Source organism: Helicobacter cinaedi CCUG 18818 = ATCC BAA-847, assembly GCF_000155475.1.
GTDB lineage: Bacteria > Campylobacterota > Campylobacteria > Campylobacterales > Helicobacteraceae > Helicobacter_C > Helicobacter_C cinaedi.
Window position 1 is genome coordinate 265358 of the sequence record NZ_DS990393.1, and the last position, 24704, is coordinate 290061.

At 39.5% G+C, this 24704-nt stretch carries 26 protein-coding genes; 11 read left to right on the forward strand and 15 right to left on the reverse strand.

Going from position 1 to position 24704, the window contains the following annotated elements; translation table 11 throughout:
* Positions 1-574, reverse strand: a 574-nt coding sequence (gene hemW, locus HCCG_RS09200) for a radical SAM family heme chaperone HemW (RefSeq protein ID WP_002957240.1), incomplete at its 3' end; no start/stop codon positions are given.
* Positions 575-684: 110 nt separating this feature from the next.
* Here hemW and HCCG_RS09205 point away from each other — a divergent pair.
* From HCCG_RS09205 to HCCG_RS09245, 9 genes are all read left to right on the forward strand, one after another.
* Positions 685-1179, forward strand: coding sequence for an RNA pyrophosphohydrolase (locus HCCG_RS09205; protein WP_002957241.1), 495 nt, complete (start codon positions 685-687; stop codon positions 1177-1179).
* 69 nt (positions 1180-1248) lie between these two features.
* Positions 1249-2454 carry an aspartate kinase gene (locus HCCG_RS09210; RefSeq protein WP_002957242.1) on the forward strand — a complete coding sequence of 402 codons (1206 nt, stop codon included), beginning with the start codon at positions 1249-1251 and terminating at the stop codon, positions 2452-2454.
* A 13-nt stretch (positions 2455-2467) separates the two neighbouring features.
* Complete coding sequence (locus HCCG_RS09215) at positions 2468-3016, forward strand: HobA family DNA replication regulator (protein ID WP_002957243.1); 549 nt, start codon at positions 2468-2470, stop codon at positions 3014-3016.
* 7 nt (positions 3017-3023) lie between these two features.
* Positions 3024-3644: a DNA polymerase III subunit delta' gene (locus HCCG_RS09220; RefSeq protein ID WP_002957244.1), complete on the forward strand. Its 621-nt coding sequence runs from the start codon at positions 3024-3026 to the stop codon at positions 3642-3644.
* A gap of 11 nt (positions 3645-3655) precedes the next feature.
* Complete coding sequence (folP, locus tag HCCG_RS09225) at positions 3656-4813, forward strand: dihydropteroate synthase (RefSeq protein ID WP_172618401.1); 1158 nt, start codon at positions 3656-3658, stop codon at positions 4811-4813.
* The gene (locus HCCG_RS09230) at positions 4806-5792 is read left to right on the forward strand and encodes a hypothetical protein (RefSeq protein WP_002957246.1); all 987 of its coding nucleotides are present in this window, start codon (positions 4806-4808) and stop codon (positions 5790-5792) included. The genes folP and HCCG_RS09230 overlap by 8 nt, the downstream gene beginning before the upstream one ends.
* An 85-nt stretch (positions 5793-5877) precedes the next feature.
* Positions 5878-7203: a TolC family protein gene (locus HCCG_RS09235; protein WP_015453243.1), complete on the forward strand. Its 1326-nt coding sequence runs from the start codon at positions 5878-5880 to the stop codon at positions 7201-7203.
* A complete protein-coding gene (locus HCCG_RS09240; protein WP_002957248.1) occupies positions 7200-8294 on the forward strand; it encodes an efflux RND transporter periplasmic adaptor subunit in 1095 nt (364 codons plus the stop codon). The genes HCCG_RS09235 and HCCG_RS09240 overlap by 4 nt, the downstream gene beginning before the upstream one ends.
* The gene (locus HCCG_RS09245; RefSeq protein ID WP_002957249.1) at positions 8295-11360 is read left to right on the forward strand and encodes an efflux RND transporter permease subunit; all 3066 of its coding nucleotides are present in this window, start codon (positions 8295-8297) and stop codon (positions 11358-11360) included.
* On the opposite strand, the gene HCCG_RS09250 is transcribed toward HCCG_RS09245, so the two are convergent.
* From HCCG_RS09250 to HCCG_RS09285, 9 genes are all read right to left on the reverse strand, one after another.
* Entirely contained in the window at positions 11357-11836 is a 480-nt protein-coding gene (locus HCCG_RS09250; protein WP_015453242.1) for a hypothetical protein, read from the reverse strand. The two genes, HCCG_RS09245 and HCCG_RS09250, sit on opposite strands and share 4 nt — an antisense overlap.
* Before the next feature lie 253 nt (positions 11837-12089).
* Positions 12090-12212: a hypothetical protein gene (locus tag HCCG_RS12865; RefSeq protein WP_002957252.1), complete on the reverse strand. Its 123-nt coding sequence runs from the start codon at positions 12210-12212 to the stop codon at positions 12090-12092.
* Between the two features lie 49 nt (positions 12213-12261).
* Positions 12262-12864: a YqiA/YcfP family alpha/beta fold hydrolase gene (locus HCCG_RS09255; protein ID WP_002957253.1), complete on the reverse strand. Its 603-nt coding sequence runs from the start codon at positions 12862-12864 to the stop codon at positions 12262-12264.
* Positions 12865-12882: 18 nt separating this feature from the next.
* Positions 12883-13620, reverse strand: a complete 738-nt coding sequence (locus HCCG_RS09260; RefSeq protein WP_002957254.1) for a pseudouridine synthase family protein — start codon at positions 13618-13620, stop codon at positions 12883-12885.
* Complete coding sequence (waaA, locus tag HCCG_RS09265) at positions 13610-14857, reverse strand: lipid IV(A) 3-deoxy-D-manno-octulosonic acid transferase (protein ID WP_230197938.1); 1248 nt, start codon at positions 14855-14857, stop codon at positions 13610-13612. The genes HCCG_RS09260 and waaA overlap by 11 nt, the downstream gene beginning before the upstream one ends.
* 43 nt (positions 14858-14900) lie before the next feature.
* Positions 14901-15650 carry a zinc ribbon domain-containing protein gene (locus HCCG_RS09270; RefSeq protein WP_002957256.1) on the reverse strand — a complete coding sequence of 250 codons (750 nt, stop codon included), beginning with the start codon at positions 15648-15650 and terminating at the stop codon, positions 14901-14903.
* A 31-nt stretch (positions 15651-15681) separates the two neighbouring features.
* A complete protein-coding gene (locus HCCG_RS09275) occupies positions 15682-16470 on the reverse strand; it encodes a Nif3-like dinuclear metal center hexameric protein (protein WP_002957257.1) in 789 nt (262 codons plus the stop codon).
* Positions 16471-16503: 33 nt separating this feature from the next.
* Positions 16504-17385 (reverse strand): homoserine O-succinyltransferase, encoded by an 882-nt coding sequence (locus tag HCCG_RS09280; RefSeq protein WP_002957258.1) that lies wholly within the window; start codon positions 17383-17385, stop codon positions 16504-16506.
* A gap of 18 nt (positions 17386-17403) precedes the next feature.
* Complete coding sequence (locus HCCG_RS09285; RefSeq protein WP_002957259.1) at positions 17404-18693, reverse strand: O-acetylhomoserine aminocarboxypropyltransferase/cysteine synthase family protein; 1290 nt, start codon at positions 18691-18693, stop codon at positions 17404-17406.
* On the opposite strand from HCCG_RS09285, the gene HCCG_RS12015 reads away from it, so the two are divergent.
* Positions 18674-18946 carry a hypothetical protein gene (locus HCCG_RS12015; RefSeq protein WP_133247147.1) on the forward strand — a complete coding sequence of 91 codons (273 nt, stop codon included), beginning with the start codon at positions 18674-18676 and terminating at the stop codon, positions 18944-18946. The genes HCCG_RS09285 and HCCG_RS12015 overlap by 20 nt on opposite strands.
* Before the next feature lie 186 nt (positions 18947-19132).
* Here the strand turns inward: HCCG_RS12015 and HCCG_RS12235 are convergent, their stop codons facing one another.
* From HCCG_RS12235 to HCCG_RS09305, 5 genes are all read right to left on the reverse strand, one after another.
* Positions 19133-19282 (reverse strand): DUF5989 family protein, encoded by a 150-nt coding sequence (locus HCCG_RS12235; protein ID WP_002957261.1) that lies wholly within the window; start codon positions 19280-19282, stop codon positions 19133-19135.
* Entirely contained in the window at positions 19279-20568 is a 1290-nt protein-coding gene (locus HCCG_RS09290) for a hypothetical protein (RefSeq protein WP_002957262.1), read from the reverse strand. Before HCCG_RS09290 ends, HCCG_RS12235 begins: the two co-directional genes overlap by 4 nt.
* A gap of 18 nt (positions 20569-20586) precedes the next feature.
* Positions 20587-20964 (reverse strand): hypothetical protein, encoded by a 378-nt coding sequence (locus tag HCCG_RS09295; protein WP_015453241.1) that lies wholly within the window; start codon positions 20962-20964, stop codon positions 20587-20589.
* Positions 20965-20974: 10 nt separating this feature from the next.
* Complete coding sequence (locus HCCG_RS09300) at positions 20975-23077, reverse strand: carbamoyltransferase family protein (protein ID WP_034548464.1); 2103 nt, start codon at positions 23075-23077, stop codon at positions 20975-20977.
* A gap of 65 nt (positions 23078-23142) precedes the next feature.
* Positions 23143-23370, reverse strand: a complete 228-nt coding sequence (locus tag HCCG_RS09305) for a carbamoyltransferase N-terminal domain-containing protein (RefSeq protein WP_002957265.1) — start codon at positions 23368-23370, stop codon at positions 23143-23145.
* Between the two features lie 238 nt (positions 23371-23608).
* Between HCCG_RS09305 and HCCG_RS09310 the strand changes: the two genes are divergently transcribed.
* Positions 23609-24676, forward strand: coding sequence for an AI-2E family transporter (locus HCCG_RS09310; RefSeq protein WP_002957266.1), 1068 nt, complete (start codon positions 23609-23611; stop codon positions 24674-24676).
* Positions 24677-24704: the final 28 nt, after the last annotated feature.

Below are 24704 nucleotides of genomic sequence, written 5' to 3' on the forward strand. Positions count from 1 at the left end.
CATCAATGCTTAAACCATAGATAGAAATATGTGATATAGGCAGTTTCAGGGTGTTTGTAATATCAGCTTCAACCACCTTTTTAGAATCTAGCGGTGTATTTGTGATAATATCACAGCTCAGATTCTTAAAGCCCACACTGAAGGCATATTCCACATTCAACGCAATATCTTTTGCTTTGTGTTCCCTTTGTAAAAAGGCGAGTTTATTTTCATTAAAGCTTTGAATCCCTATGCTTAAGCGATTTGCCCCAAGCGAAAGCAAGTCTTTGCACCACGCAAGATTGAGTAGATTCACATTGCATTCAAGGCTAATCTCGCAATCCCTAGCCACATTCGCATTTGTATAAATACTCTCAAAAATCTTTTCATAATACTTAGAATCTAAAAAATTTGGTGTCCCACCACCAAAAAAAATAGAAGTAATACTCTGCGTGTTACCCCTAAGGCTATGGTGTATATCTTCACGCAATGCCCTAACATACGCCTCTATCTCACCCTCTCTATCCACAAAAGAATTAAATGCACAATAGCCACATTTGCTAGAACAAAAAGGTATATGAATATAAAGTAACATTTTTTATCCCTCATATATTGTAAATGCTTATAGATTCTCTTCTTACTTCATTATTAGGCATTATACCTTATAATACCGAGCAAAATGGTAGGACAAAAAAGGCTATGAGTATGGATTCAAACACAACACAGGGTAATGAAGCAAGAAAATATCGTCCAAATGTCGCTGCTGTACTCCTCTCAAGCGTGTATCCTAGGGAATGTCGCTTTTTCATCGCCCAACGCTGTGATATTAAGGGAGCGTGGCAGTTTCCACAAGGTGGGATTGACGAGGGGGAAAGCCCTAGGGCAGCCCTTTTTAGAGAATTAAGAGAAGAGATTGGCACTGATGAAGTAGAGGTGCTAAGTGAATGTCCGCATTGGATTCAATATGACTTCCCAAAAACAATGGCAAAAAAAATGTATGTGGGCTTTGCAGGGCAGATTCAAAAATACTTCCTTGTGCGACTGAAAAATGATAATGCGATAAATATCCAAACAGAACACCCCGAATTTGACAAATATGAGTTTGTAACGCAAAAGGGCTTGTTTGAAAGGGTAACACATTTTAAAAAAGAAGTGTATAAGCAGGTGCTGGGGCATTTCAAAAAAGAAGGTTATCTTTAATTTTAAGCAAGAAGATTCTATGATTGCGGACTTATTTTACACACTAAGGATTATAATGCAAGGATTGTTATGCTAATCGTGCAGAAATATGGTGGCACAAGTATGGGGGATTGCGATAGGATAAGCAATGTCGCCAGAAAAGTCTTGCAACGCAAGGCACAAGGGCATAGCCTTGTTGTTGTGGTGAGTGCGATGAGTGGGGAGACAGATAGGCTTATTAACTTCACACAGCATTTTACCCCACTGCCAAATACGCGTGAAGTAGATATGGTGCTAAGCTCCGGAGAGCGAGTAACTGCCGCTCTTTTAGCCATTGCTTTAGAATCTATGGGGATTAAAGCCATATCCTTAAGTGGGCGAGGAGCTGGGATAATTACTGATGAGTTTCACACAAAAGCACGGATTGAATACATTGATACTACAAAAATTTTTCATCTTTTAAATCAAGATTATGTCGTAGTCGTGGCTGGATTCCAAGGGATAAGTCAGCACGGGGAAGTAACGACACTTGGGCGTGGAGGGAGCGATCTATCAGCCGTGGCGATAGCTGGGGCATTAAACGCTTCTGTATGTGAAATTTATAGCGATGTAGATGGAATCTACACAACCGACCCACGCATCGTTAAAAACGCAAAAAAACTAGAAAAAATAAGCTATGATGAAATGCTAGAGCTTGCGTCTATGGGGGCAAAAGTCCTGCTTAATCGCTCTGTGGAATTAGCTAAAAAGCTTAATGTCAAGCTCATCTCGGCAAGTTCTTTTAGTCAAAGTGAAGGCACACTGATTACCAAAGAGGAGGACATTATGGAAAAACCGATCGTTAGTGGCGTGGCATTAGATAAAAATCAAGCACGAGTGAGCCTTGCTGATGTGCAAGATCGCCCGGGCATTGCCGCGGATATTTTTGGGCTTTTGGCTGATAATAATATTAATGTAGATATGATTGTCCAAACCATAGGACGCGATGGCAAAACCGATATTGACTTTACAATCCCAAAAACTGAAGTTGCCCTGACACAACAGGTGCTTGAAAAATTTAAAGATGATTTTGGCAGCATAGAGTATGATAATGACATTGCCAAAGTCTCTATTGTAGGGGTGGGTATGAAGTCTCACTCTGGCGTAGCTAGCACAGCTTTTAAGGCGTTAGCAGAAGATAATATTAACATTATGATGATAAGCACAAGCGAGATAAAAATCTCAATGATTATTGACGCAGAGTTTGCAGAAACAGCGGTGCGGAAGATTCACAGCGTGTATCGCCTAGAAGAATAAAAGCGGAGAATCTATGGAGAATATCAGTGATTGGCTTTTAAATACGATTCGTAATGATGAAAAAAGGGGTATTTCAAGCGGTTGGCTTGAAGAAAAACGATTTTTGCTCCTACCAAATATGGCTAGGATTTTAAAGCATATCCTTGAAGGTGGCAGTGTTATTATCCTTACAGATGAGCAAAGAGAGTGGTTTGGGGACTATATCATCACACATATCAATCAGCATCACAAAGGGCGTCCATTTTTCCCCATCGTGCAAATCAAACATTTACACGATATGATAGATTCTAGCAGTAAAGATGGCGGAATACAGGGATTTATGCCACTTATCAATATGCTTGATATGATGTATAGCAACTATCATTTTTGGTATATTGGCAAAAAAAATGCCCGATCGGAGTTTGCCAAACACGATCAGCAAGGTTGGCATTGGATTTTTGATGAAAATGATATTTTTAGCTCCACTGATGAGAAGCTAGACTACAAATTGCTTAATCTCTTCAAGCTCTTTGATAGGGCGATTCTAGCGGCAATGCTTGATAAAATATCACTTGATATTTAGGGCAAATATGATAGGGATCATTCACATCGCACAGCATTTTGCCCCACTCATTGAAGAGCTTGTTTTGGGCTATGAAGAGCAGTATGTTGAAGTATTTGAAAGAGAAGATTTTAAGATTGATGATGCAAAGGAAGTCATCGCACAAAGCTACCTTACACGCGAGAAGCAAAGCCTTATAATCCTAGCAGCAAACAAATACAATCACGCCGCACAAAATGCCCTGCTTAAAATCATTGAAGAGCCTCCTAGCAAGATTCAATTTATCCTTATAGCAAAAAACAAAAATGCCCTATTGCCTACAATCCGCTCAAGAATGCGTATCATCACACATAAAAGCAACTTAGAGCTACCGCCCTTTGCCCTTAATGTAAAAAAGCTTAGCCTCCAAGAGATTTATCATTTTTGCAAACAAAATGAGGGCAAAGCCCCAAGCAAAGAAGAAACAAAACTCCAAATAGAATCCTTGCTTTTTGCATTAAATGAAGCAGAGATTAAACTCACACACAGAGAGCTAAGCCTATTTGATACAGCCATTAAGCTTAATCAAAATGACGCCACAGAAAAGCATAACTATATTTTCCTGCCCCTACTGCTTAGAATCTACCAAAAACAAAAGAGCCTACAATGACACATCAAGTAATAAGGGTGCAAAAAATCAATACCCACGCCATTCCACAAGCTATAAAACAAATAGGTGCGGATAGAATCGGGCAGAAAATTATGAGTAAAAAGTCCCAGATTCTAGGCTTTGAGATTAAAGACTTAAGCTTTGAAGCTTTAAATATTTTAAAACAAGAAGCTTTAAGCATTGGTGGGGATTGTGCCACACCGCGAGGCTGCATCAAACATCAGGGCGAGAAAAAAGCTATCCTTATTGTAACGCCTTCCCAGCTTGAAAAGCTTATCCACAAACTTGCCTATCAGCCCTTTGGACTAAAAGATTTACGCTTAAAGCTTAAGGCGCATTTAGATTCTAATCATTTAGAATTTGTTAGCAAAGATTCTAAAATACGCTCGATGATTATGGCGATTGTCAATGTAACACCTGATAGCTTTTATGCCCCCTCACGCCAAGACACACAAGGGGCAAAGGATAGAATCCACGCCCTTTTAGCAAAAGAAGTAGGCATTATTGACATTGGTGGGGCAAGCTCGCGTCCGGGCAGTGAGCTTATAGATTCACAAAGTGAGATTATGCGACTTGAGCCTATAATTGAGTATATTCACACAAACAAGCTTTATGAAAAAGCAGAATTTAGCATAGATACTTATAATCCCAAGACGGCTGATTATGCCCTAAACAAGGGCTTTACAATCATTAATGATATTAGCGGTTTTGCAGATGAAGAGATGTTTAAAGCCGCACAAAAGCATAAGGCTAAAGTGATACTTATGCACTCTAAAGGCACACCAAAGACAATGCAGAATCTCACGCAATATGATGATATTTTTGCCGAAATAGACAGCTTCTTTGCAGAGAAAATAGAAAAATGCAAAGCTTACAATATACAAAATATTATCCTTGATATTGGCTTTGGCTTTGCAAAAACTACACAACAGAATCTTGCGTTGATTAAGCATTTATCGCATTTTTTGCACTTTGGATTCCCTTTGCTTGTGGGGGCTAGTCGCAAAAATACCATAGGAGAAATTACCGGTAGAGATAAGCAAGATAGGCTGGCAGGGAGCTTGGCACTGCATTTATGTGCGTTGCAAAATGGAGCGAGTATCCTGCGTATGCACGATGAAGATTCGCATATTGATATGGTAAAAATCTATAAGGCTTTGTATGAATGATGCAAATGACATAAAACAAGTGAAAGCCTTTCTGCTTCGCCAAGGGCATACACAAGAGGAGCTTGATAGACTTGAGCAAGATGATATTGTAAAGCTCTATGAAAAAGACACCCGCGAGAATACCCTTAATTTTTTACACTATATGAGCGAAGATGAATTTGTCGTAACAAGCACACTTGATGAGGCTGATATTGGGGAGCTTAAGCTCAAAGTCTGTGAAAATGCCAAAGACACACTTGCCCTTATTGATGTTATCAAGGGGGGATTTGATGATTTTAGCTATGCGGATATTGCTGATATTTTAACGCTAAGTATCAAAAATGTATCTGCTCATAAATTGCAGAGAATCTTGCGGATTGCCTATCGTGAGTTTCAAGAAATTTTGCTTGATAGGATTTCCAAACATCTTAAAGAATTGCCTATTGAAGAATATAAGGTAATGATGAATCATTATGAAAAAATCCGCAACGACACGCACAGACTACAAAATACAATCCAAGAGTTAAGCGATGAGACAAAAAAACAACAGATTCTTGATATGGCACATTTTAAATTGCGTATTGTCAAAAATTTTATGTCTAAAAATATCTTTAATGACACTTACAAGGAATATCTCAACAACACGCCAGAAAAGCTCCAGCTCGTTGCTGAAGTCCTATCCTTAACAGGAATGTATTCTAAGAATTATCTTAAAAATCTTCCTACAGAAGAGTTAGAAGATATGAGAGATAAGCTCATTGAAGATAAGAAGCAAGACGAACGCGACCAAAAAATCTTCACGCAATACACACAAATGCTTGATGAATCTATATATGGGCAAGATGAACAGGAATTTAGCGATGTGTGTGTGAATATTATTACAAGCCTTAATCAAAAGCAGATTCTTATGATTAGCGAATACCTAAACGCTAAGAATCCCGTATATGTTAATCGTTTCAACACCCTTTTGCGAGATTTTAAGAAAAGTTTGAAACATTAAAATGTAAAAAAAAATGTGAAACATTATCAAAAATGTGAAAAAAATACTCTATAATAAACCCACAAAAATCAATAAGGACATTCTAATGAAATATCTTTACGCCCTATTCTTGTGCGTAAGCTTTATATATGCAGATTCTGAATTTGTAGATTTTAATAAGCTTGAATCCGACTTCCATATCTACACGCCCAAAAATAAACAAACACTGAATCTTAATGAGTTCATAGAACGCGTTGAGAAAAATTCCATTAATCTTGCCAAGTCTCGTGCTTTAACCCAAAGCCTTTTGTATGAGGGCAAGGCAATGCGTTCGTGGAATGCAAGCTATGTAGATGCAGAGACTAGTCAAGTCAAATCACCAAGCGGAGGCAAAGAGCTTGAAAATACCATTTTGCTTACGCTCACACCGCGTCTGCCGTGGGTAACCTACACTCTAGCACAAAGCTACCAAAATAAGATTTTAAGACAGGAGAAGTCTTATGAGCTTACCAAACGCCTAGCCCTTATCACCGCTAAGCGTTTGTATTTAGACTACCTTGTTTTACAAGAGCAGCACCAAATCTACACAAACCGCTATGAAAATGCCAAAAATCAGCTCAAAATCTCGCAAGTGCAGTATGAAGCCGGACGCATAAGCAAATCACAATACCTTTTCTTTAAAAGCGATTTTTTAGCTACAAAAGTAGCCCTTAAAACTTCGCATACTGATATGATAAACACCCTGAACGCACTGAAAGTCATTTTAGGCATTACCACGCAGGATAGCGATTTAGTCGTTGATGGTTTGGAATTTGCGTTTTTGCAATTTGATAATGCTAACCTTGAAAAGCACCTAGAGCAGAATCTCTACCTTGATATTGTTGCCCTTGATGTGAAAGATTATCAATATAGTGCAAGTGTCGCTTCACAATCGCGATTTGATAGCATTGAAATTGGTGGTGGTATTGTGGCTTCAGAATCAAGTGAAGGCATTATTGCAAAAGTTAAGATTCCCATTCCGCTTACGACAAAATATGGCAACCAAAAGGCGATGTATCTTGCCTTGCAAAGTGGCTCTATACGAGAGGGCGAGATTCTAAAAGATTCTTTATTTACTAATGCCAACTCCTACCTAGCACAGCTTGATAATAAAAAAGAGATTATAGCCCTAGCAAAAGATAATGAAAATAATCGTGCCGAGCTTAGCGAAATTGCACGCATTGGCTATGAGGCGGGAAAAACAAGTGCGTTTGAATATTTAAGCGTGAAAAACGAACATCTCAACTCTATGATTGCCACCACTCAAGCAAAACGCGATTATGTCCAAACACTCGCCAAGCTAGAAGAAACGCTAAGCTCAGTGCTAAATCTTACCAAGGTTCAAGCGCTACAAATAAAACCCCACATCAACACATCTAAGGAGCAAAAATGAATCCTATAAAATCCCTTTGGCTGCTTCCAGCTGTGCTTATACATTTTGCTTTTAGTTTTGAAGAAATTGCAATCTCTCAAGAAGAGACAGCCAAAAATGGCATAAAGGTTATTCCGCTTAATCAAGCCTTTAATACAAAGGGTGTGCCTTTTAACGCCCTTATTGACTTTGATGATAAGACTTCAATCACACAAAGCTCAAGCTTTGAAACCATCGTGGTGAATATCTACAAACGCGAGGGAGAGAGCGTAAAAGAAGGGGATTTAATCTGCGATATTAGCTCAAATGAGCTAAGTGCGTTATTTTTTGAGCTGACAAATACGCAAGAAAGGCTCAAAATCGCCGCCGAAAATGAACGCAAAGATAAAGCCTTGTATAAGGCAGGTGTGATTTCAAAGCGTGAGTATCAGTTAAGCTATCTTGCGATGAATGAGCTGCGACTTAAGCTTAATGAGATTAAATCAAAGCTTGATTTGTTAGGCATTGATCCTAAATTTATAAATAAAGGCTCTCAAGGCAAGTATGGTTATCCCGTTGTAGCTAAAGCTTCTGGAATCTTATCAGTTGCTCCAAAGCAAAGTGGGGAAAAAATCGAAGCCTTTACGCCCTATGTGAGAATCTCAACAAATACAGAAAAAACAAGCAATAGTCTTCTTGGACGAATTAAGATTCCACTTCATCTCTCGCACAATATCCAAAAAGGAGCGCCACTTTTTGATGATGATGGCAATAAAATCGGCGAGATTGAAGCCTTATCAGTTGTGATTGATAAGGTATCAAATACTATTCTTGCCACGGCAAATATCCGCGATACTAATCTCAAAGTGGGAGAGATGATTGAAGTATATATTGATGGATTGCTGCCTAAAGGCACGATTCTTATTCCCTCATCTGCGGTTATAAAAAATGGCAATGACTATCTTATTTTTATCCAAACTGCCAAAGGATTTAAGCCTACAAAAATTGAAAAAGTAGAAGAGCGGGATAATAGCTTTGTGATTAACCCAAAAGGGCTAAACAATCAAATGAAAATTGCCACAGGTAATATTATAAGCCTTAAAGGTATGATGGACGGGCTTGGGAAACAATAGATGTTAGCAAAAATTATTGAATTTTCCCTGCGTCAAAGAATGATTGTTATCCTTAGTGCGATTATGCTTTTTATATTTGGGACATATTCCTTTTTGACAATCCCCATTGATGCCTTCCCCGATGTATCCTCCACACAAGTAAAAATTATCCTTAAAGCTCCGGGTATGGCACCAGAGGAAGTAGAAAATCGTGTCGTACGTCCTTTGGAGTTAGAACTGCTTGGCTTACCAAATCAAAAAAGTCTGCGTAGTCTTTCAAAATATGGAATCGCTGATATTACTATTGATTTTAATGATGGCACAGATATTTATTTGGCTAGAAATATGGTCAATGAAAAGCTCTCAATGGCTATGGGCGATTTGCCCTCCGGCGTGATTGGGGGACTAGCACCGATTGTAACGCCTTTGAGTGATATGTTTATGTTTACTATTGAAAGCACTGATGATTCAATCTCTGAAGTACAAAAGCGGCAACTCCTTGATTTTACAATCCGCCCAGCATTGAGAAATATCAAAGGTGTAGCTGATGTCAATCGCCTAGGGGGCTATGCTAAAGCCATTGCGATTGTGCCGGATTTTGATGATATGGCACGACTTGGAATCACTATTAGCGATTTGGAGCAGGTGCTAGAGGCAAATCTTAAAAATGACGGAGCTGGACGCGTATCACGAGATGGAGAAAGCTTCCTTGTCAAAGTACAGACAGGCTCTACAAATATAGAAGAGATTAAAAGCATTTCTATTATCACAAAGTTTGGATTCGTGCGTGTGGGGAATTTCTGTGATGTAATTGAAAGCCATATGACACGGCTTGGGCTTGTAACCATTGATGGTAAAGGTGAGACAACACAAGGCTTAGTGCTATCCCTAAAGGGTGCGAACTCACGCGATGCAATTAAAGAGATAAAAATAAAAATGGAAGAGCTCAAAGCCGAGCTACCTGAAAGTATAGACTTGCGGATTTTCTATGATAGATCCCAACTCACGCAAAAGGCTGTCAATAATGTCATCAAAACCCTTGCTGAAGCGGTTGTGCTTATTGTCATCTTACTCTTTTTGTTTTTAGGCGATGTGCGTGCGGCGGTGGCGGTGAGCGTGATTTTGCCTCTTGCTATTGCTGTGGCTTTTGTGATGATGAGCTATTATGGAATCTCGGCCAACCTTATGAGTCTTGGCGGACTTGCCATTGCGGTTGGAATCTTAGTAGATTCTGCAGTTGTAACGGTGGAAAATGCCTTTGAGAAGTTGAGTCTTGCTAAAAACTCGCCAAAGCTCCACACGATTTATCGTGCGTGCAAGGAAATCTCTGTATCCGTCTTTAGTGGAATCTTAATTATCATCATCTTTTTTGTGCCTATCCTTACACTTGAAGGCTTGGAGGGTAAATTCTTTGTCCCCCTAGCACAAACCATTGTTTTTGCCTTGCTTGGCTCGCTTATCTTATCAATGACGGTTATTCCGGTGATTAGCTCATTTGTGCTAAAGGCTTCCCAGCACCACGAGACTAAAGTTACGCAATTTTTCCACAAAACGTATGCACCAATGCTTGATTTTGCTCTCACAAAAACAAAATTTCTGCTTGTTGGTGCGGTGTGCTTCCTTGTCTTTAGCTTTTCGCTTTTTCCATTTATCGGCAGTGCGTTTATGCCAACGCTGCAAGAAGGCGATATTGTGCTAAACATTGAATCTAGCCCATCTATATCGCTTGAGCAAAGCCGTGATGTGATGCTTTTAATGCAAAAAGAGCTACTTTCAAAAGTGCCAGAAATTAAAAGTGTCGTCACAAGAACTGGAGCCGATGAAGTGGGACTTGATCCAGCAGGACCAAATCAAAGTGATGCCTTTATATCCTTTAAGCCAAAAGATGAGTGGGAAGCGGATTCTATGGAAGAGGTGGAAGAGAAAATCCGCTCTGTTATCAATGAATTTAAAGGTATGAATATCGCCCTTGTGCAGCCCATTGATATGAGAATTTCAGAAATGCTTACCGGTGTGCGTGGGGATTTAGCCATTAAAATCTTTGGCTTAGAGATAGATAAGCTTAATGAGTTAAGCTCACAAATTGTGGATATTCTTAAAGGGATTCAAGGCTCTGCGGAAGTTTTTACCACACTTAATAAAGGGGTGAATTATCTCCATGTAACGCCCCAGTATTCCGTTATGGCAAATACAGGAATCTCAAGCGATGAATTTACAAAATTTATGCGTTCAAGTCTGGAAGGCATAATGGTAACTTATATCCCGCAAGGCTTTGCGAGAATCCCCGTCATCATTCGCCAAGATTCTGATATTGCCACTGATATTACAAAGCTTAAAAGTTTGCAGATGAGTTCCCTTGATGGCAATCCTGTGCCTATTAGCTCTGTGGCAAATATTAAAGAAGTAGATGGTCCCGTGCAGATTCAAAGGGAGCAAAGTAAGCGATACAGCGTTGTGCGAAGCAATGTCATTGGGCGAGATTTAGGCGGATTTGTGGAAGAAGCAAAGCAGAAAATCGCCGCACAAGTGCAGTTTCCAGAGGGCTATTCTATCACTTATGGTGGGCAGTTTGAAAACCAGCAACGCGCGAATAAAAGACTTTCAACCGTTATTCCACTGAGTATTTTAGCTATCTTTTTTATCCTCTTTTTTACTTTTAAATCCATTCCTTTGTCTTTGCTGATTTTGCTAAATATCCCATTTGCTGTTACCGGCGGACTTATATCGCTTTTTATCTCAGGCGAATATATCTCCGTCCCAGCATCTGTTGGCTTTATCGCACTTTTTGGTATCGCGGTGTTAAATGGTGTTGTAATGGTGGGTTATTTCTTACAGCTTTTAAAAGAAGGTTATGATCTTAATGATGTTGTGGTGATTGGAGCGAAACGGCGGTTGCGTCCGGTTTTGATGACAGCATTTATCGCCGGACTTGGGCTTATCCCTATGCTTTTATCCACAGGTGTGGGAAGTGAAGTGCAAAAGCCCCTAGCGGTGGTGGTGCTAGGGGGGCTTGTTACCTCTTCAATGCTTACACTGCTTATTCTCCCACCACTTTTTAGAATCGTGGTACGAAAATTTGGAATCTAGGCAAAATCGCCTAGAGTGGCGTTAAGCTTTTGACACAGGGCTAGATTTTTAGGCAAAGATTCTAGGCTTTTTTGCTTGAACTCTACAAAACCTAGATTTGTAATCACGCTAGATTCTACAAACACGCATTCTTCAGCATTTAAATCTATGGCGATATTTTTAGCCCTAAAATGCTCTTGTAAAGATTCCAGCTTGCTAGCGTTATTCTCTAGCTTCTCACTCTCTACATACATCACCCCGCTCCAAAATCTCCCAGCAAAATAGCCCATAACCACGCTAAAGCAAGGCTTTTCTTGCGGCTGACATATCACATAATATTCCGCCATTTCACTATCTTGGCATATTTTAAGCGAATATTTTTGCTTTTTTAGCTCATCGCTTAACACATTAAGACATAACCGCAATATCTCATCTTGAGCGATTATCATCTCACACGCCATATCCAACACTTTTGCGTTTAATACATTTTGTCGCACACGCACTCCTTTTTTAGAAAATTCATCTTTGCTTTACAAAGACAAGTGGAGTATAAAAAGTAAAGGTAAATATTACTTTTTTAATATTTTTAATAAAAATTAAGCAAAATTTGTGGGCATAAAAGTAACATTGTAGATAAGAATATTTGGAATAAAAGAATAAAAAAAGAGAATTGTCTTATAGGGGGGGGTACATTGAGTGGAAAATCTTTTATGAGCGGTGTAATGTTCCCATCTGCCCAAATCAATGCTTTTATTTTATAGCCACACCTTGTAAGTGGTGGCAACCCATAAACTTGCAAAGCATTTTTTTAAGTGTATTTTGTGCCATATAGCTACCCAAAAGTATTACTGTTGCAATAATGTAAAACTTCATATAGCCTCTCTCCTCCTCTACTCACCCTTAAGTTTGCATATAACCCACATTACTTAATCTCAAATCTTTGAAGCAAAGCGTTAAATGGCTCTTTGTATGGGTTAAAGTCGGCTATAATGTGTCCGCTTTGAGAATGCAGAATCTCTGCGTAGTTTTGCCAATAGGCTTGTGAGATTCTAGGATTAATCAGCTCATCATTTTGCGAGATACACACGCAGATTTTTATATCCTTTGGCGGAGGGATTTGTAATGCGTGGGCGTAGCTCTGCCAAGATTCTAAAGTGAGTGTAAATGCTTTTTGCGTGGTGGTGTTGGTTTGAGGCTTGTTAATGTATTTTTCAAGCTGGGCTAGGGGCGTTAAAACGGGATTAAAAAGCATCATCGCTTGAGGGGAGGGTATCTCAAAATATGGGGCAAAAAGCGTGAGTTGCCACAGGTAGAATGCCCCCAAAGAGTTGCCTACAAAGCAAAAAGGCTCATTTTCTTTATATTCGCTTAGAAATTGTTCTTTTAAGCTATGGAGGTTTGCTATAAAGTCCCCGCCATTGTCATACACAAGCTGAAAAGGCGTGATGTCTAAGCCCTGTGAGATTCTAAAATAGGCTTGGCAATGGAGTGAAGAGTGGAATCCGTGAGAGTAGAAAAACTGCACGATCGTCCCTTTTGTTATCTAGCCTATATGAAATTCTTGCGGGAGTAGGGAAACAAACTCATAGTCTAAAAGGCGAATTTTATGTGCGTGGAGCATTAGCCGCTTGGCATTGTCATTTGTGTTGCCATAGAGTGTGTCGCCGACAATGGGGTGATTGATACTCTGGCAATGCACACGGATTTGGTGAGTGCGACCAGTGGTGATGATGGCTTGGGCTTGTGTCTTTTTGCCAACAATGCTTAGGGGGGTTAGCTGTGTGTGAGCGGACAGCCCATTTTTATCAATGCGAGACTTGGCAAAGCCCTTTTTTATTGTGGATATGGGCTTATTAATGGTAATAGAATCTGCTAAGATTCCGTGTAGTAGGCAGATGTATTCCTTATAGACAGCCTGTTTTTTAAAGGCTTCTTTGGCTTTGAGATGAAAGGGGCTATTTTCTTGTATGAGTAAAATTACTCCGCTTGTTTGCTTATCAAGCCTGTGGAGTAAGCTCCAACCTTCAAACATATCGCTTAAATCATAAGATTCTATAAATGGGGGCTTATCAAGGGCTAAAATCTGCTTGTCTTCAAAAATGACTTTTGGCTTTTTTATCTCTGCCACTTCAAAATTCGCACTCAAGGGCAGTTCTAGCCTTGCGATAGTGATTTTTTTACCATTGCTTGATACAAGCCCTTTATCAATGAGAGACTTAGCGAGATTATGAGAAATGCACTTGGCTTTGGCTAGGAGCTTATAGGCTTTGTCAGTTGGCATTTTCAATCTTTTGTATAAGGGTAGTAAGCTTGTGAGCTGAATCTAATTTTATAGAGCTTTTTGGGAGTTCCTGCCACCTTGAGAGTGTGTCTTGCAAACTTTGAGGCGGGATTAGCACATAATTTTCCACAGATTCAAAAAGGGCGTATTGATTAAAAATATGCTCCCCGCTTATAAGCTTTGCGTGGAAAAAGGCTGGTTCAAGCGGATTATGTCCGCCGATATTTGGCATAAAGCTCCCACATAAAATTACCACATCGCTAATCGCATAGAGACTATTTAACTCGCCTAGCGTGTCAATCACAATGGCTTGCGCGTTGGATTCAAGTTTATGCTGTGAAAAAAGTGTCGTTTGAAAAAAGCTTTGCGTGAGTTCATAGACTTCCTTAAACCGCTCTGGGTGGCGTGGAGCGATAAGAAGTAATGGGGTTTCTTGCGGGGTGTTTTCTTGGGATTGTGTGTTGGCACAAAGGGCTTTAAAGCTTTCTAAAATCAGCTTTTCTTCGCCCTTATGTGTGCTTGCCGCACAAAAGATAGGGCGATTTGGCTTTGTATAAGTGGCACTAAGGGTTGGGGTATTTAGCATTTTAAGATTCCCAAAAGAGCTGACATTTTTTGCCCCAAGGCTTTCTAACCGCTTTTTATCAACACTGCTTTGTGCTAAGACTTCATCAACAAAAGCAAAAATGCTTTGATAAAAGCCCTTAAAACGCTGATAGCTTTTAAGGGAGCGTTGTGAGATTCTAGCGTTAATAAGCAAAGTGTGGGCGTTGTGAGATTTTGCAACATAAAAAAGCATTTTCCATAATTCCGCTTCTGTTACGATGAGTGCTTGAATCTCGTGCAGATTCTTAGCCCAAAAGGGCAGAAAAATCTCAAAAGGCAAGTAACGCACCATAACGCACAAGCTGGAATCCTGCCTATTTGCATATAAGCGTTTGGCTTCATTAAAGCCCGTGTGTGTGATTGTGGTAATAAGAATAGTGTAGGGTTTTGAATCTAGGGCTTTAAGCAGTGGCTCTAAAGACTTTATCTCGCCATAAGAACAAGCGTGAAACCATAAGTTTGGGGATTTTTCTAGCTTTTTTAACGCTTGAAATGGCGAAAATCTAGCCGGGATAGAATCTCTATGTTTGGCACGAAAGGCAGTGATACATAAAAGGGGGAGAGCGATAAGATACAGCAAAAGGCAGGATAGAAAATATATACAAGGAAAGCTTGGTTTTGTGTTTTTCACTGCGTTTGTCCTGCCTTGCGTGTTTCCAAAAAAATGCCTGAGCTTATGCTTCTACTTCCTCTTTTTTGCTTACTGCTTTGCTTTCATTTTGTGGAGCGATATAGAGAATCCTGCCACAATGTGGGCAGTTGATAATATCACTGCCCTTAATGATTTCATTATAAATGGTGTCATTAAGCTTCATAAAGCAGCCACCACAGGCTTGTTTGAAAACCGGTACAACACTTGTATTCCCCGCCCATCGGCGAATCTTGGCATAAAATCCTGTAATTTTACTATCCATTTTTGCACTTAATGTTTCTTTTTTATCAAACAAATCTTGCTGTGCCTTTTTAATCTCTTGGACTTGGCTTTGAGTTTGGGATTCAAGCGTTTGGATAAGAGATTTTAGCTCTTCAAGCTGTGGGGCATAGGCATTTTTCTCTTCTTCTTTAGTGAGTTTCAACGCCTCAAGCCGCTCAATCTCACTATTTGAATGTGTCATATTTTCTTTAGCAATATCAGATTCTACATCTAAGGCACGGATTTCTTTTTCCGTTTTGACTTCCTTTTGCTTTTTAGAGATTTGCTCTAATTTGGCTGAGGCATCTTGGATATTTCTGTCGTGATGAGCGATTTCAAGGTTTATGGCGTGGGCTTCTTGGTTAAGATTCTCAATATTTTTTAGAATCTGGGCTTGTTGGCTAAGCTTCTCATCAAGCTCACTGCGGATTTTTTGAATCTTTGGTCCTAACTCATCAATTTGTATATCATAAGCAGCCACTTGGATAAGGTCTTGTAAATGTTTATTCATCGTGATTCCCTTGTGTTTTGGATTGTCTATTTCAGTCTGTAATGGAGCAAAAATAGAATGGATTTTTACAATCGGCAATTATAGCGTTATATCCTGCATTTTGCAAAATAGATTGAAAAATTTCTACAAAATATTTCTCGCTCTCATAATGCCCCATATCAATAAGGTTTAGTCCATTGCTTTTAGCAATCATCGCATCGTGATGTTTAATATCGCCTGTGATAAGGCAAGTGTGGGGCTTTTGCGGAATGCGTGAAGATAGGGGGCAGCCGCTCCCACACACAACATAGACTCCTTTAATGGAATCTAGGCTGCTAGATTCTTGTGTATTTTCATAAATATCATCGCCCTGTATGTAGCTTACTGCTTTTGCTTGGAGCTTTTGACACACCTGCAAGGCTAGATTTTTTAAGCTTATAGGCTTAATCTCCCCATACATAAAAAAATCCTGTGCTACAAAATGCTCCCATTGCAGAATCTTATGTGTAAGATAGGCGTTAAGATGAGATTTATCAAAATTTGTATGTAGGCTTATTAGGGCACAATTTTTACGCAATAAAATAGAGATAAGATTGCTAGGGTAGCTCCGTGTGTGAATCTGCGTTAAGGGAGTGAAAATCAAAGGGTGGTGTGTAATAACAAGCGTGTTTGGCTTAAGATTCCTAGCAATATCAAGGGTAAGCTCAAGGCATACTACAATGTGGGAAAGTTCATCATCAAATCTGCCTAGATTTAAGCCACTTTTATCCCAAGATTCCTGCGTGTCAAAGGGCGAGATACTCTCGCATAAATCATAAATTTCTTTTAACTTGAACGCCATAAGCCCAACCTTAAAGCAAAATAAAGGGTGGCATTATAACACAAAAGGTGTATCCTGATACACAGAAAAGTTAAGCCAATTTGAGAAAAGCACGCTCGCACTTGACTTCCACGATAATATAGGCTCATTATCTTTGTCAAAATAATCAAGTGGTTTTGCTATCCCTAAGCCCCTAGCTTTATCGCGTTCATATTCTAATCGTAGCGTGTCTTTGGCGTATTCTGGGTGGGCTAGGATATAAAAGTCCCTTTCATCTTTTAACGCACTAATACCGCAAAGCTCACTCTCTAATAGAATTTTCAAACTAGATTTTCTAACCGCATTTTCATCAATCCCAGCGTGCCTTGAATGAGGCATTCTCACAATAGAATCTAGCCCATTTAAAAGCAAATCTTGCGTAATGATTCTGTGTGGAAACACACCAAACACCTTTTCTTTTAGCATAATCTTTGAAATATTGTGAAAGTGATATAGCCCTGCCATAGCCCCCCAGCACAGATACATCGTGCTTGTGCAATGGCTTTTTAGATAGTCCATAATCTCTTGTAGCTCATTCCAATACGCCACATTTTCAAACTCCAAATGCTCAATGGGCGCACCTGTAACAATCGCTCCATCAAACCGCCGCCCTAAAATATCACTAAAATTCACATAGAATCTATCTAAATGGCTTTTTGGCGTGTTTGTGCCGATGTAACTAGCCGTAGATAAAAGCGTGATTTTCACCTGCAAGGGCGAGTTTGCAAGCAGACTTAGAATCTGATTTTCTGTCTCAATCTTTGTAGGCATAAGGTTGATTAAAAGCACTTCAAGCGTCCTAATATCTTGCGTTTTAGCCCTTTTTGCCCCCATAATAAAGGCATTTTGACTAAGTAGGGAATAGGCTGGAATATCTTCTGGGATAACAATTGGCATTTTTGCTCCTTTTAGATTCTATTTTTCTATTGCCTGTTTTAAATCGGCAATCAAGTCTTTGCTAGATTCTAGCCCTATGCTTAGTCTAATCGTGCAAGGTGTGATACCCCCGCTTTGTAGCTCTTTTTCACTTAGTTGAGAATGCGTGGTGGAAGCGGGGTGAATGATTAAAGACTTTGAATCCCCGATATTTACCACCATCGCAAAAATCTCTGTGCTATTGCAAATTTTTTGTGCCACTTCATAGCTTTGTGCTTCAAAGCTAATAAGCCCAGAACTTTGCGAATTGACATAATACTTTTGCAAAAGGGCGTGATACGGGCTAGATTCTAATCCCGGATAGGCTACACTTTTAACCAAACTATGCGATTCTAAGAATCTTGCTACATCTAGTGCATTTTGACTATGCTTTTTAATGCGAAGCTCTAGCGTCTCTAGCCCTTGAAGCAAAATCCACGCTGATTGCGGAGAGAGTGTCGCGCCGATATTTCTAAGCCATTCAGTGATAAGACGAATACTAAAGCAAGGCAAGGGCAATGAAGCATAAACTAGCCCATGATAGCTCACATCTGGGGTATTAAACGCAGGATAACGCGGATTATCTTTAAGTAGCTCATTTAGCCCCACTCGCTCAATCACCGCTCCACCTAACGCACTGCCCTGCCCATTGACATACTTGCTAAGGCTATGCACGGAAATATCCACGCCAAAATCAAAAGGCTTGTGTAAAAAGGCGGTCGCCACCGTGTTATCACAAATGCTTATAATGCGATGCTTCTTAGCAATGGCAGTGATAGCGGTGCTATCAGCGATTGAAATAATGGGATTTGAAATGCTTTCAAAGAAAATCGCCTTTGTTTTAGAATCTATCGCAGATTCTAAAGATGTAATATTATCAATGTCAAATACCCTTGCTTCAATGCCAAAGCGTTTTAGCGTATGTGTGAAAAGTGTCTGTGTGCCGCCATAGATTTTATTAGCAAACACGATATTATCGCCACTCTCCGCACAATTTGCTATCGCATAGAAAATCGCCGCACTGCCACTTGAAGTAGGCACACCAAAGATTCCACCCTCAACCGCTGCAAGTCTCGCACCTAGCACATCAGTCGTGGGATTTGTAAGTCTTGTGTAGATATTGCCTAGCTCTTTTAGTCCAAATCGTGCTGCGGCTTGCTCTAAACTCTCAAAGCAATAAGCGGTGTTTTGATAGATTGGCACACTCATTGTGCGTTGCGTGTCGTAAGTGTATCCTGCGTGCAGGGCGAGTGTGTCTTGGGTGTAGTTGGTGTGTTTTAAATTTGCCATTGTTTCTCCTTATCTTTTTCTTTTCGTTGTCTTTTGGCTAAAATCGCAGATTCTACGCTCAAAAGCGACGGCAATTATCTCAAGTAAGCTTCTTGCTTTTTTGCTTGAAAGCCACGATTTTAACTCAAAAACACTTCCACAAATTTCGTGCTTGTCCTTGCGTTTTAAGATTCTAGAATCTTTGATTTGGCGTTCGCCAACGACATCACTGCCGCTAGAATCCCTATGGATTTGGGCTTATACTATCACATAAAAATAAGATTACAATATGTAATGTATAAAATATTACAAAAAAATCTCCAAAGTGTAACTTTTTTACATAAAAATAAAAATACGATATGTAGTTTAATTTTTACGCAAATGAGAGATTGTATATAAAATGTTTTAAAGTGTGAGAGTGTTTGGCTAGGCTTCAAACAACCCAGCCAAATAATAAAATCTAGAAAATTGTGTAAATAAATGGTGCGACAGCTGAGCCTTTTGCCAAGACAATCAATACACCTAAAAATAGCATTACAATAATCACAGGAAAAAGCCAAAATTTCTTGCGTTCCTTCAAAAACGCCCATAATTCTTTAATGATATTCATTGTTGCTCCTTTTGTTGTGTGAGATGTTTTTGTGATTCATTTGATTTTTCATAGTCATTTTTGATTTCTTTGGCAATGTATTTGGCTATTTTATCATTTGCAAGGGCATTGGGGTGAAAATCACATTTATGAAGTGCGTAATAATCCCTGTTTTCCTTATAGTTTTGGAGCATTTGACTAGCTAGAAAATATTGCATACCACTTGCGTTAAGATATGTTACAATAGCTTTAGATTCTAATTTTTCAGTATTGCTACTAAGATTGTGCCAGTCCCATAAGATAAAATATAAAGGTGCGTCAAGTCGCGTGGTGAGCTCTTGTCGCAAACTATCAATGATAGCAAAATACACATCATTATATGCTGTGTCATAGACATAGCTTGGACGCAAGATTTTTACCAAATAGCTTTTGTCTATGTTGCTATAAATTTTAGCTAGAATCTTTTGACTTAACGAATCGCTAGAAAAATCGCTAGGGCGGTTTATCCATTCTAGTTTATTATCTCGCAGGGCAAATCGCGGTGCGTGATTATTCCGCTCCCATTGTGAAAAGCCATTAGCTCTTCTAATATGTCCGGGCAAACTCTCATAAAAAGCGATAGTGCTTTGACAATGTTGTGTAATTTTTTCTACTTCTCCGCTTAAAAGCAAAGCCAAAGCCTGATGTGGTCCATAGCCGTGGAATCCGAAGTTGTAGATTCTAGCTTTTTGCTCTGTGCCAAAATAGAATGGTAGTGTCTCATCGCCATTTACCCCCTCGCCTATGGTAAAGCTATCGCCAAAAAATAGCACACATTGATTGCTAGAATCATCACTGCTAGGTGTGATCCTCCAACCAAAATCATCAGTTTGATATGAAACATTATATATTGTGCTATTATCACTCGTGTCAATTTTATGTGCTGTGGCAGTAGTGTTTGGTTTGCCTTTATAGCCAGTGATTGGGCTTTGTGTGAAGTAATCTAGCGCATAACCTCCGCTTATGCTTGTATTGCAAGAATCTGATTTTGCTTCTTGCTTGGTAAAATAGAATCCATACAGCTCTCCTGCTACCAAACACATCGGTACAATACTTGTGTAAATAAGTATGAGTTTTACACCTTGTTTTTGTATGTTCCTAGCAAATAGCCATAGAAGCAAAGTAAAATACACCCCAATCCACGCAAAAGGCACAATACTCAAACCAAAATCACGCATACATACGCCATCAGCCTTCAATATAATCGCCATAAAAGCAAGTGAGCCGATAATCCACACAATAGACTTTATCCATTTATTTTTTAACACAGAATCTCCTTTGAATTTTTAAAATTGATTTTTCATACTTACAGGTTGCTTTTGACGAGAGATAAGATAACTATCCTTTTCTTTGTCAAGTCTCGCACCCAAAACATTGCGTCCTATTATGCGAAAGACTAGCCCCAAAGGCACAAATACGCAAAAATACAGCACCACTAAAGTTGCATGAGAAATACACCAACCAATCACACTCCCAAGCTTAACTTGTGTAATGTAAAGCGACACACTAGCTTTAGGATAAACTTGTAAGACTAGGGCGATCCCAAGTCCTATCATCGCCCATATTCTATAAATGTCGTGCAATAAGATTCCAGAGAGCAAAAATACTACAAAAATCCCCGCCCAAATGCCTAAAAATACGCGTAAATCACTATTGTTTGTCATCATTTTCCCCTTAATCAAGCTCATATTTGTCTTTAATATCTCTAAACTTTGCGATATGCTCTTTGGGTTGTTTCTCTTTATAAAGAATAAAATCTTCAATCACTAGCATATCCATCTCTGTCCCCATAAAACACGCATAAGAATCATAAGGGCTGCACACCATAGGCTCACCCCGCACATTAAAGCTCGTATTAACTAGCACAGGCACACCGCTAAGTTTATAAAACTTTTCTATCAAAGCGTAATAACGCGGATTTGTATCCTTATGCACGCTTTGGATTCTCGCAGAATAATCAATATGCGTTACACTTGGGATCTCGCTTCGAACGATATTAAGCTTTTCTATGCCAAAAAGCTCTTTTTGCTCTTTGGTAAGTGGATAGCATTTCTCCCTTTTCACAGGGGCTACAAGCAGCATATAAGGACTTATATAATCACACTCAAACCACTCATTGATGGCAAAGTCCAGCACACTTGGGGCAAATGGGCGGAAAGATTCTCTGTATTTAATCTTTAGATTCATTGTCTTTTGCATTGTGGTATTGCGTGGATCGCCTAGAATGGATCTAGCTCCCAATGCCCTAGGTCCAAACTCACACCGCCCTTGATGCCAACCTACAACTTTGCCTTGTGCTAGAGTTTCGGCGGTAAGTGTTTTAATCGCATCAAAATTATGCTTTTCATAGATTGCGTTTAGGGAGTCTAGTGTGGCTTGGACTTCAGTGTTAGAGTAAGATAGCCCTAAATAGCTTCCCTGCATAGAATCTTGTAGTATTGGCGTTGGCTTTTTGGCTAAAATGGTGATTGCTTTCAGCTCAGCTTCGGTCATTACCGCTTTAGGTAACTCCCTTACTTCGCCTTGCAAAGCCCCATTTTTATCACAAAAATCCTGCCGCCTATCTGCTTGGCTACAAAACACATTTTCTGCGTTTTGGGTGAAACTCCTAGAATCCTTTGCTGGCTCACTTACATTTTGGGTTTCATTGCTAGAATCCGCTTTTTCACACTCGGCTTGTTTTTCTTCACGGATTCTAGGCTGTTTGCATTCTATATGGTAAAACGCTAAGGCACACCCCACTGCACTTCCCGCATCCCCACTTGCAGGCTGTATCCAAATATGATCCAAAATCTTTTCTTCTTTGATAAGCTTTTGATAAATCTTGCCATTACCTACGCAGTTTAGTGCGACACCACCACTTAAGACGAGATTCCTACTGCCGCTTAGTCTAGCTGTGGTGCGAGCTAGGGCTATCATTATTTCTTCAGTTACTACTTGCAGACTTGCAGCTATATCCATATGGATTTGCTCTAGCTTAGATTCTGGGCTTCGTTGCGCGTGGAAAAGGCTATCAAACTTGGCATTTGTCATTCTTAGCCCATAGGTGTAAGAGAAATACTTCATATTGAGTGAAAAGCTCCCATCAGGCTTCATATCAATTAAATGCGTTTTAATAATATCCACAAATTTTGGCTCACCATAAGGGGCTAGACCCATTACTTTATATTCACCAGAATTAACCTTAAAGCCTAGATAATAAGTAAAAGCAGAGTATAAAAGCCCTAGAGAATGCGGGAAATGCAGCTCTTGTAAAATCTCAATGTGATTATCCACACCCTTAGCAATGGTAGTAGTCGCCCACTCGCCTATGCCATCAAGGGTTAGAATCCCAGCATCACTAAAAGGGCTTGGGAAAAATGCAGAGCTACAATGGCTTAAATGATGTTCGCTAAAGTAGAGATTATTTAGCACTTTTTGTTTAAACGCTTTTATCTCTTGCTTACTTTTTTGCGGATAGAGTTTTTTATACAAAGATTCTAGCTCTCGTGCGATGGTTTCTTTTAAGAAAAGCTTTGTTGAAAGCCATACAGGAATCGCCTTTACAAAGCTTAAAAAGCCCTTTGGTGCGGTGGCAAAGTAGGTCTCAAGCAGGCGTTCAAAGGTTAGGAAAGGTTTGTCATAAAAGACAAAGGAATCGATGGAATCTAGTGTTAGGGGTGTTGGCTTTGGGTTGGAGGATTGGGCTTTGCGGGGTATTTGCGGGAGTTGCGAAAAATCGCTGCGGTCATTACCTTTTAGGTAACCCCTATCCCCAAATTGCCCCAAAACACGCAAAGCCCCACCGCAATTCTTAGAATCGTCTTGGGCTTGGGCGTTTTCAAAAGTAGTTTCTAAGTTGGTTAAATCTTGTGGAGTGTTTTTAGGGTATTCACCCCCCCCCCCCCCATATAATCGTGGCAGTTATTATTTATATAGTTTAATGCCGCTTCAATGGATAGTTTAGGAAATGCACTATCAGCTTTAATGCGAGATAGTCTCTCTTCTTGCAAGGCAAAAAGGATTCTATCATCTTCTAATAGGGCTATGGCACTATCGTGGTAAAAGGCTGAAATACCTAAAATTATCATTGCTATCCTTTTTGCTAATATTTAATCTCGTGGTAGATTTGAGATTTTAATCGGCGTATTCTAGCATAAAATTATTAAATTGACTTTTTTTCTCATTTTTGTAAAGAGGCATAAATAAATAGCAAATTTGACATTTTTCGCTACAATGCTGGGTTTTTAGTAGGGTTTGAGCGGAATTTATTGGTGTTGGAAACCAAGATTCTATAAAACTTAAACGCAAATAACACAAAGGGGCAAAATGCGGGCGATTACATTTTTTTGGCTTGTTTTTATTGTGAGTGCTTATAGTATGTATCATATCTATGCGGCGTATCTTATGGATATTCTTATTGCACTTTTGCTTTATATCGTTACTTATGGCTTGTATGCCTCTTTGCTCAAGCGTGTGAAATACCCCATTGTGAGTGCAACGCTAAGTATTTGTGTCTTAATTCTTTTGCTTGTTGTGCCTTTGTTTTTCTTATTTAAAACTATTATCACTTCCGCAGCCGAGCTTAATCCAACGGATTTTAGTGCATTTGTGGAGGGGAGTAAGGAGCAGATTCTATCTTTGCTTGTTTCATTCCCTGAGATTGAGGCAAAGGCAAGAGATATTTTAAGCAGTATTTCAGCCTCTTCAATCTTAGGCTATGTGTTAAACTTCAGCTCACAGCTTGGTAAGTCAAGCCTAGGTTTTATGGTGGATACGGGCTTTATTATCGTGTTTTTATTCTTTTATTTTCTCTATGGGAAACAGGCGTATGATTATGTCATTGAGCTTATACCTTTTGAAAATATCCAAATCAGCAATGTGCTAGATGAGGTAACAAATGTTATTAAAGTGGTGTTTTATACCTCACTTGTTAATATTGTCTTGCAGGGCGTGGCGTTTGGAATCCTTATAATGTTTTTTGGCTATGATGGCGTATTTTTTGGTATGCTCTATGGATTTGCATCAATCGTGCCAATTGTGGGCGGGGGGCTTGTATGGCTACCACTAGCGGGGTATGAATTCTACCTTGGCAATACGCAAAATGCCATTATTATTGCTTTGTATGCGTTGATTGTGTGTGCGGTACTTATAGATAATGTCATTAAGCCTATTTTGATTGGGCTTATTAACAAAAAGGTGTTAAAGACTTCCGTGCGTATTAATGAGCTTCTTATCTTTTTTGCTATTCTTGCTGGGCTTACAAGCATTGGATTTTGGGGGATTATCTTAGGTCCGGCGATCACAGCACTTTTTATTTCTCTTCTTAGAATCTATCGCAAACAAACCGCTAAAGAATCGCTCACCCCCACCCACGAAGAAAAGATAGGTTTGTGAGAGCTAAGGCAAGATTCTAGAATCCTAT

Excerpts from the sequence above, each read along its gene's own strand:
- HCCG_RS09235 (WP_015453243.1), top strand. The coding sequence starts at position 5,878 with ATGAAATATCTTTACGCCCTATTCTTGTGCGTAAGCTTTATATATGCA.
- HCCG_RS09310 (WP_002957266.1), top strand. The coding sequence starts at position 23,609 with ATGCGGGCGATTACATTTTTTTGGCTTGTTTTTATTGTGAGTGCTTAT.
- HCCG_RS09270 (WP_002957256.1), bottom strand. The coding sequence starts at position 15,650 with ATGAATAAACATTTACAAGACCTTATCCAAGTGGCTGCTTATGATATA.
- HCCG_RS09245 (WP_002957249.1), top strand. The coding sequence starts at position 8,295 with ATGTTAGCAAAAATTATTGAATTTTCCCTGCGTCAAAGAATGATTGTT.
- HCCG_RS09260 (WP_002957254.1), bottom strand. The coding sequence starts at position 13,620 with ATGCCAACTGACAAAGCCTATAAGCTCCTAGCCAAAGCCAAGTGCATT.
- HCCG_RS12235 (WP_002957261.1), bottom strand. The coding sequence starts at position 19,282 with ATGAATATCATTAAAGAATTATGGGCGTTTTTGAAGGAACGCAAGAAA.
- HCCG_RS09295 (WP_015453241.1), bottom strand. The coding sequence starts at position 20,964 with ATGACAAACAATAGTGATTTACGCGTATTTTTAGGCATTTGGGCGGGG.
- HCCG_RS09215 (WP_002957243.1), top strand. The coding sequence starts at position 2,468 with ATGGAGAATATCAGTGATTGGCTTTTAAATACGATTCGTAATGATGAA.
- HCCG_RS09280 (WP_002957258.1), bottom strand. The coding sequence starts at position 17,385 with ATGCCAATTGTTATCCCAGAAGATATTCCAGCCTATTCCCTACTTAGT.
- HCCG_RS09275 (WP_002957257.1), bottom strand. The coding sequence starts at position 16,470 with ATGGCGTTCAAGTTAAAAGAAATTTATGATTTATGCGAGAGTATCTCG.
- HCCG_RS12865 (WP_002957252.1), bottom strand. The coding sequence starts at position 12,212 with ATGAAGTTTTACATTATTGCAACAGTAATACTTTTGGGTAGCTATATG.
- HCCG_RS09230 (WP_002957246.1), top strand. The coding sequence starts at position 4,806 with ATGAATGATGCAAATGACATAAAACAAGTGAAAGCCTTTCTGCTTCGC.
- HCCG_RS09305 (WP_002957265.1), bottom strand. The coding sequence starts at position 23,370 with ATGATAATTTTAGGTATTTCAGCCTTTTACCACGATAGTGCCATAGCC.
- HCCG_RS09205 (WP_002957241.1), top strand. The coding sequence starts at position 685 with ATGGATTCAAACACAACACAGGGTAATGAAGCAAGAAAATATCGTCCA.
- HCCG_RS09220 (WP_002957244.1), top strand. The coding sequence starts at position 3,024 with ATGATAGGGATCATTCACATCGCACAGCATTTTGCCCCACTCATTGAA.
- HCCG_RS09210 (WP_002957242.1), top strand. The coding sequence starts at position 1,249 with ATGCTAATCGTGCAGAAATATGGTGGCACAAGTATGGGGGATTGCGAT.
- HCCG_RS09285 (WP_002957259.1), bottom strand. The coding sequence starts at position 18,693 with ATGGCAAATTTAAAACACACCAACTACACCCAAGACACACTCGCCCTG.
- HCCG_RS09240 (WP_002957248.1), top strand. The coding sequence starts at position 7,200 with ATGAATCCTATAAAATCCCTTTGGCTGCTTCCAGCTGTGCTTATACAT.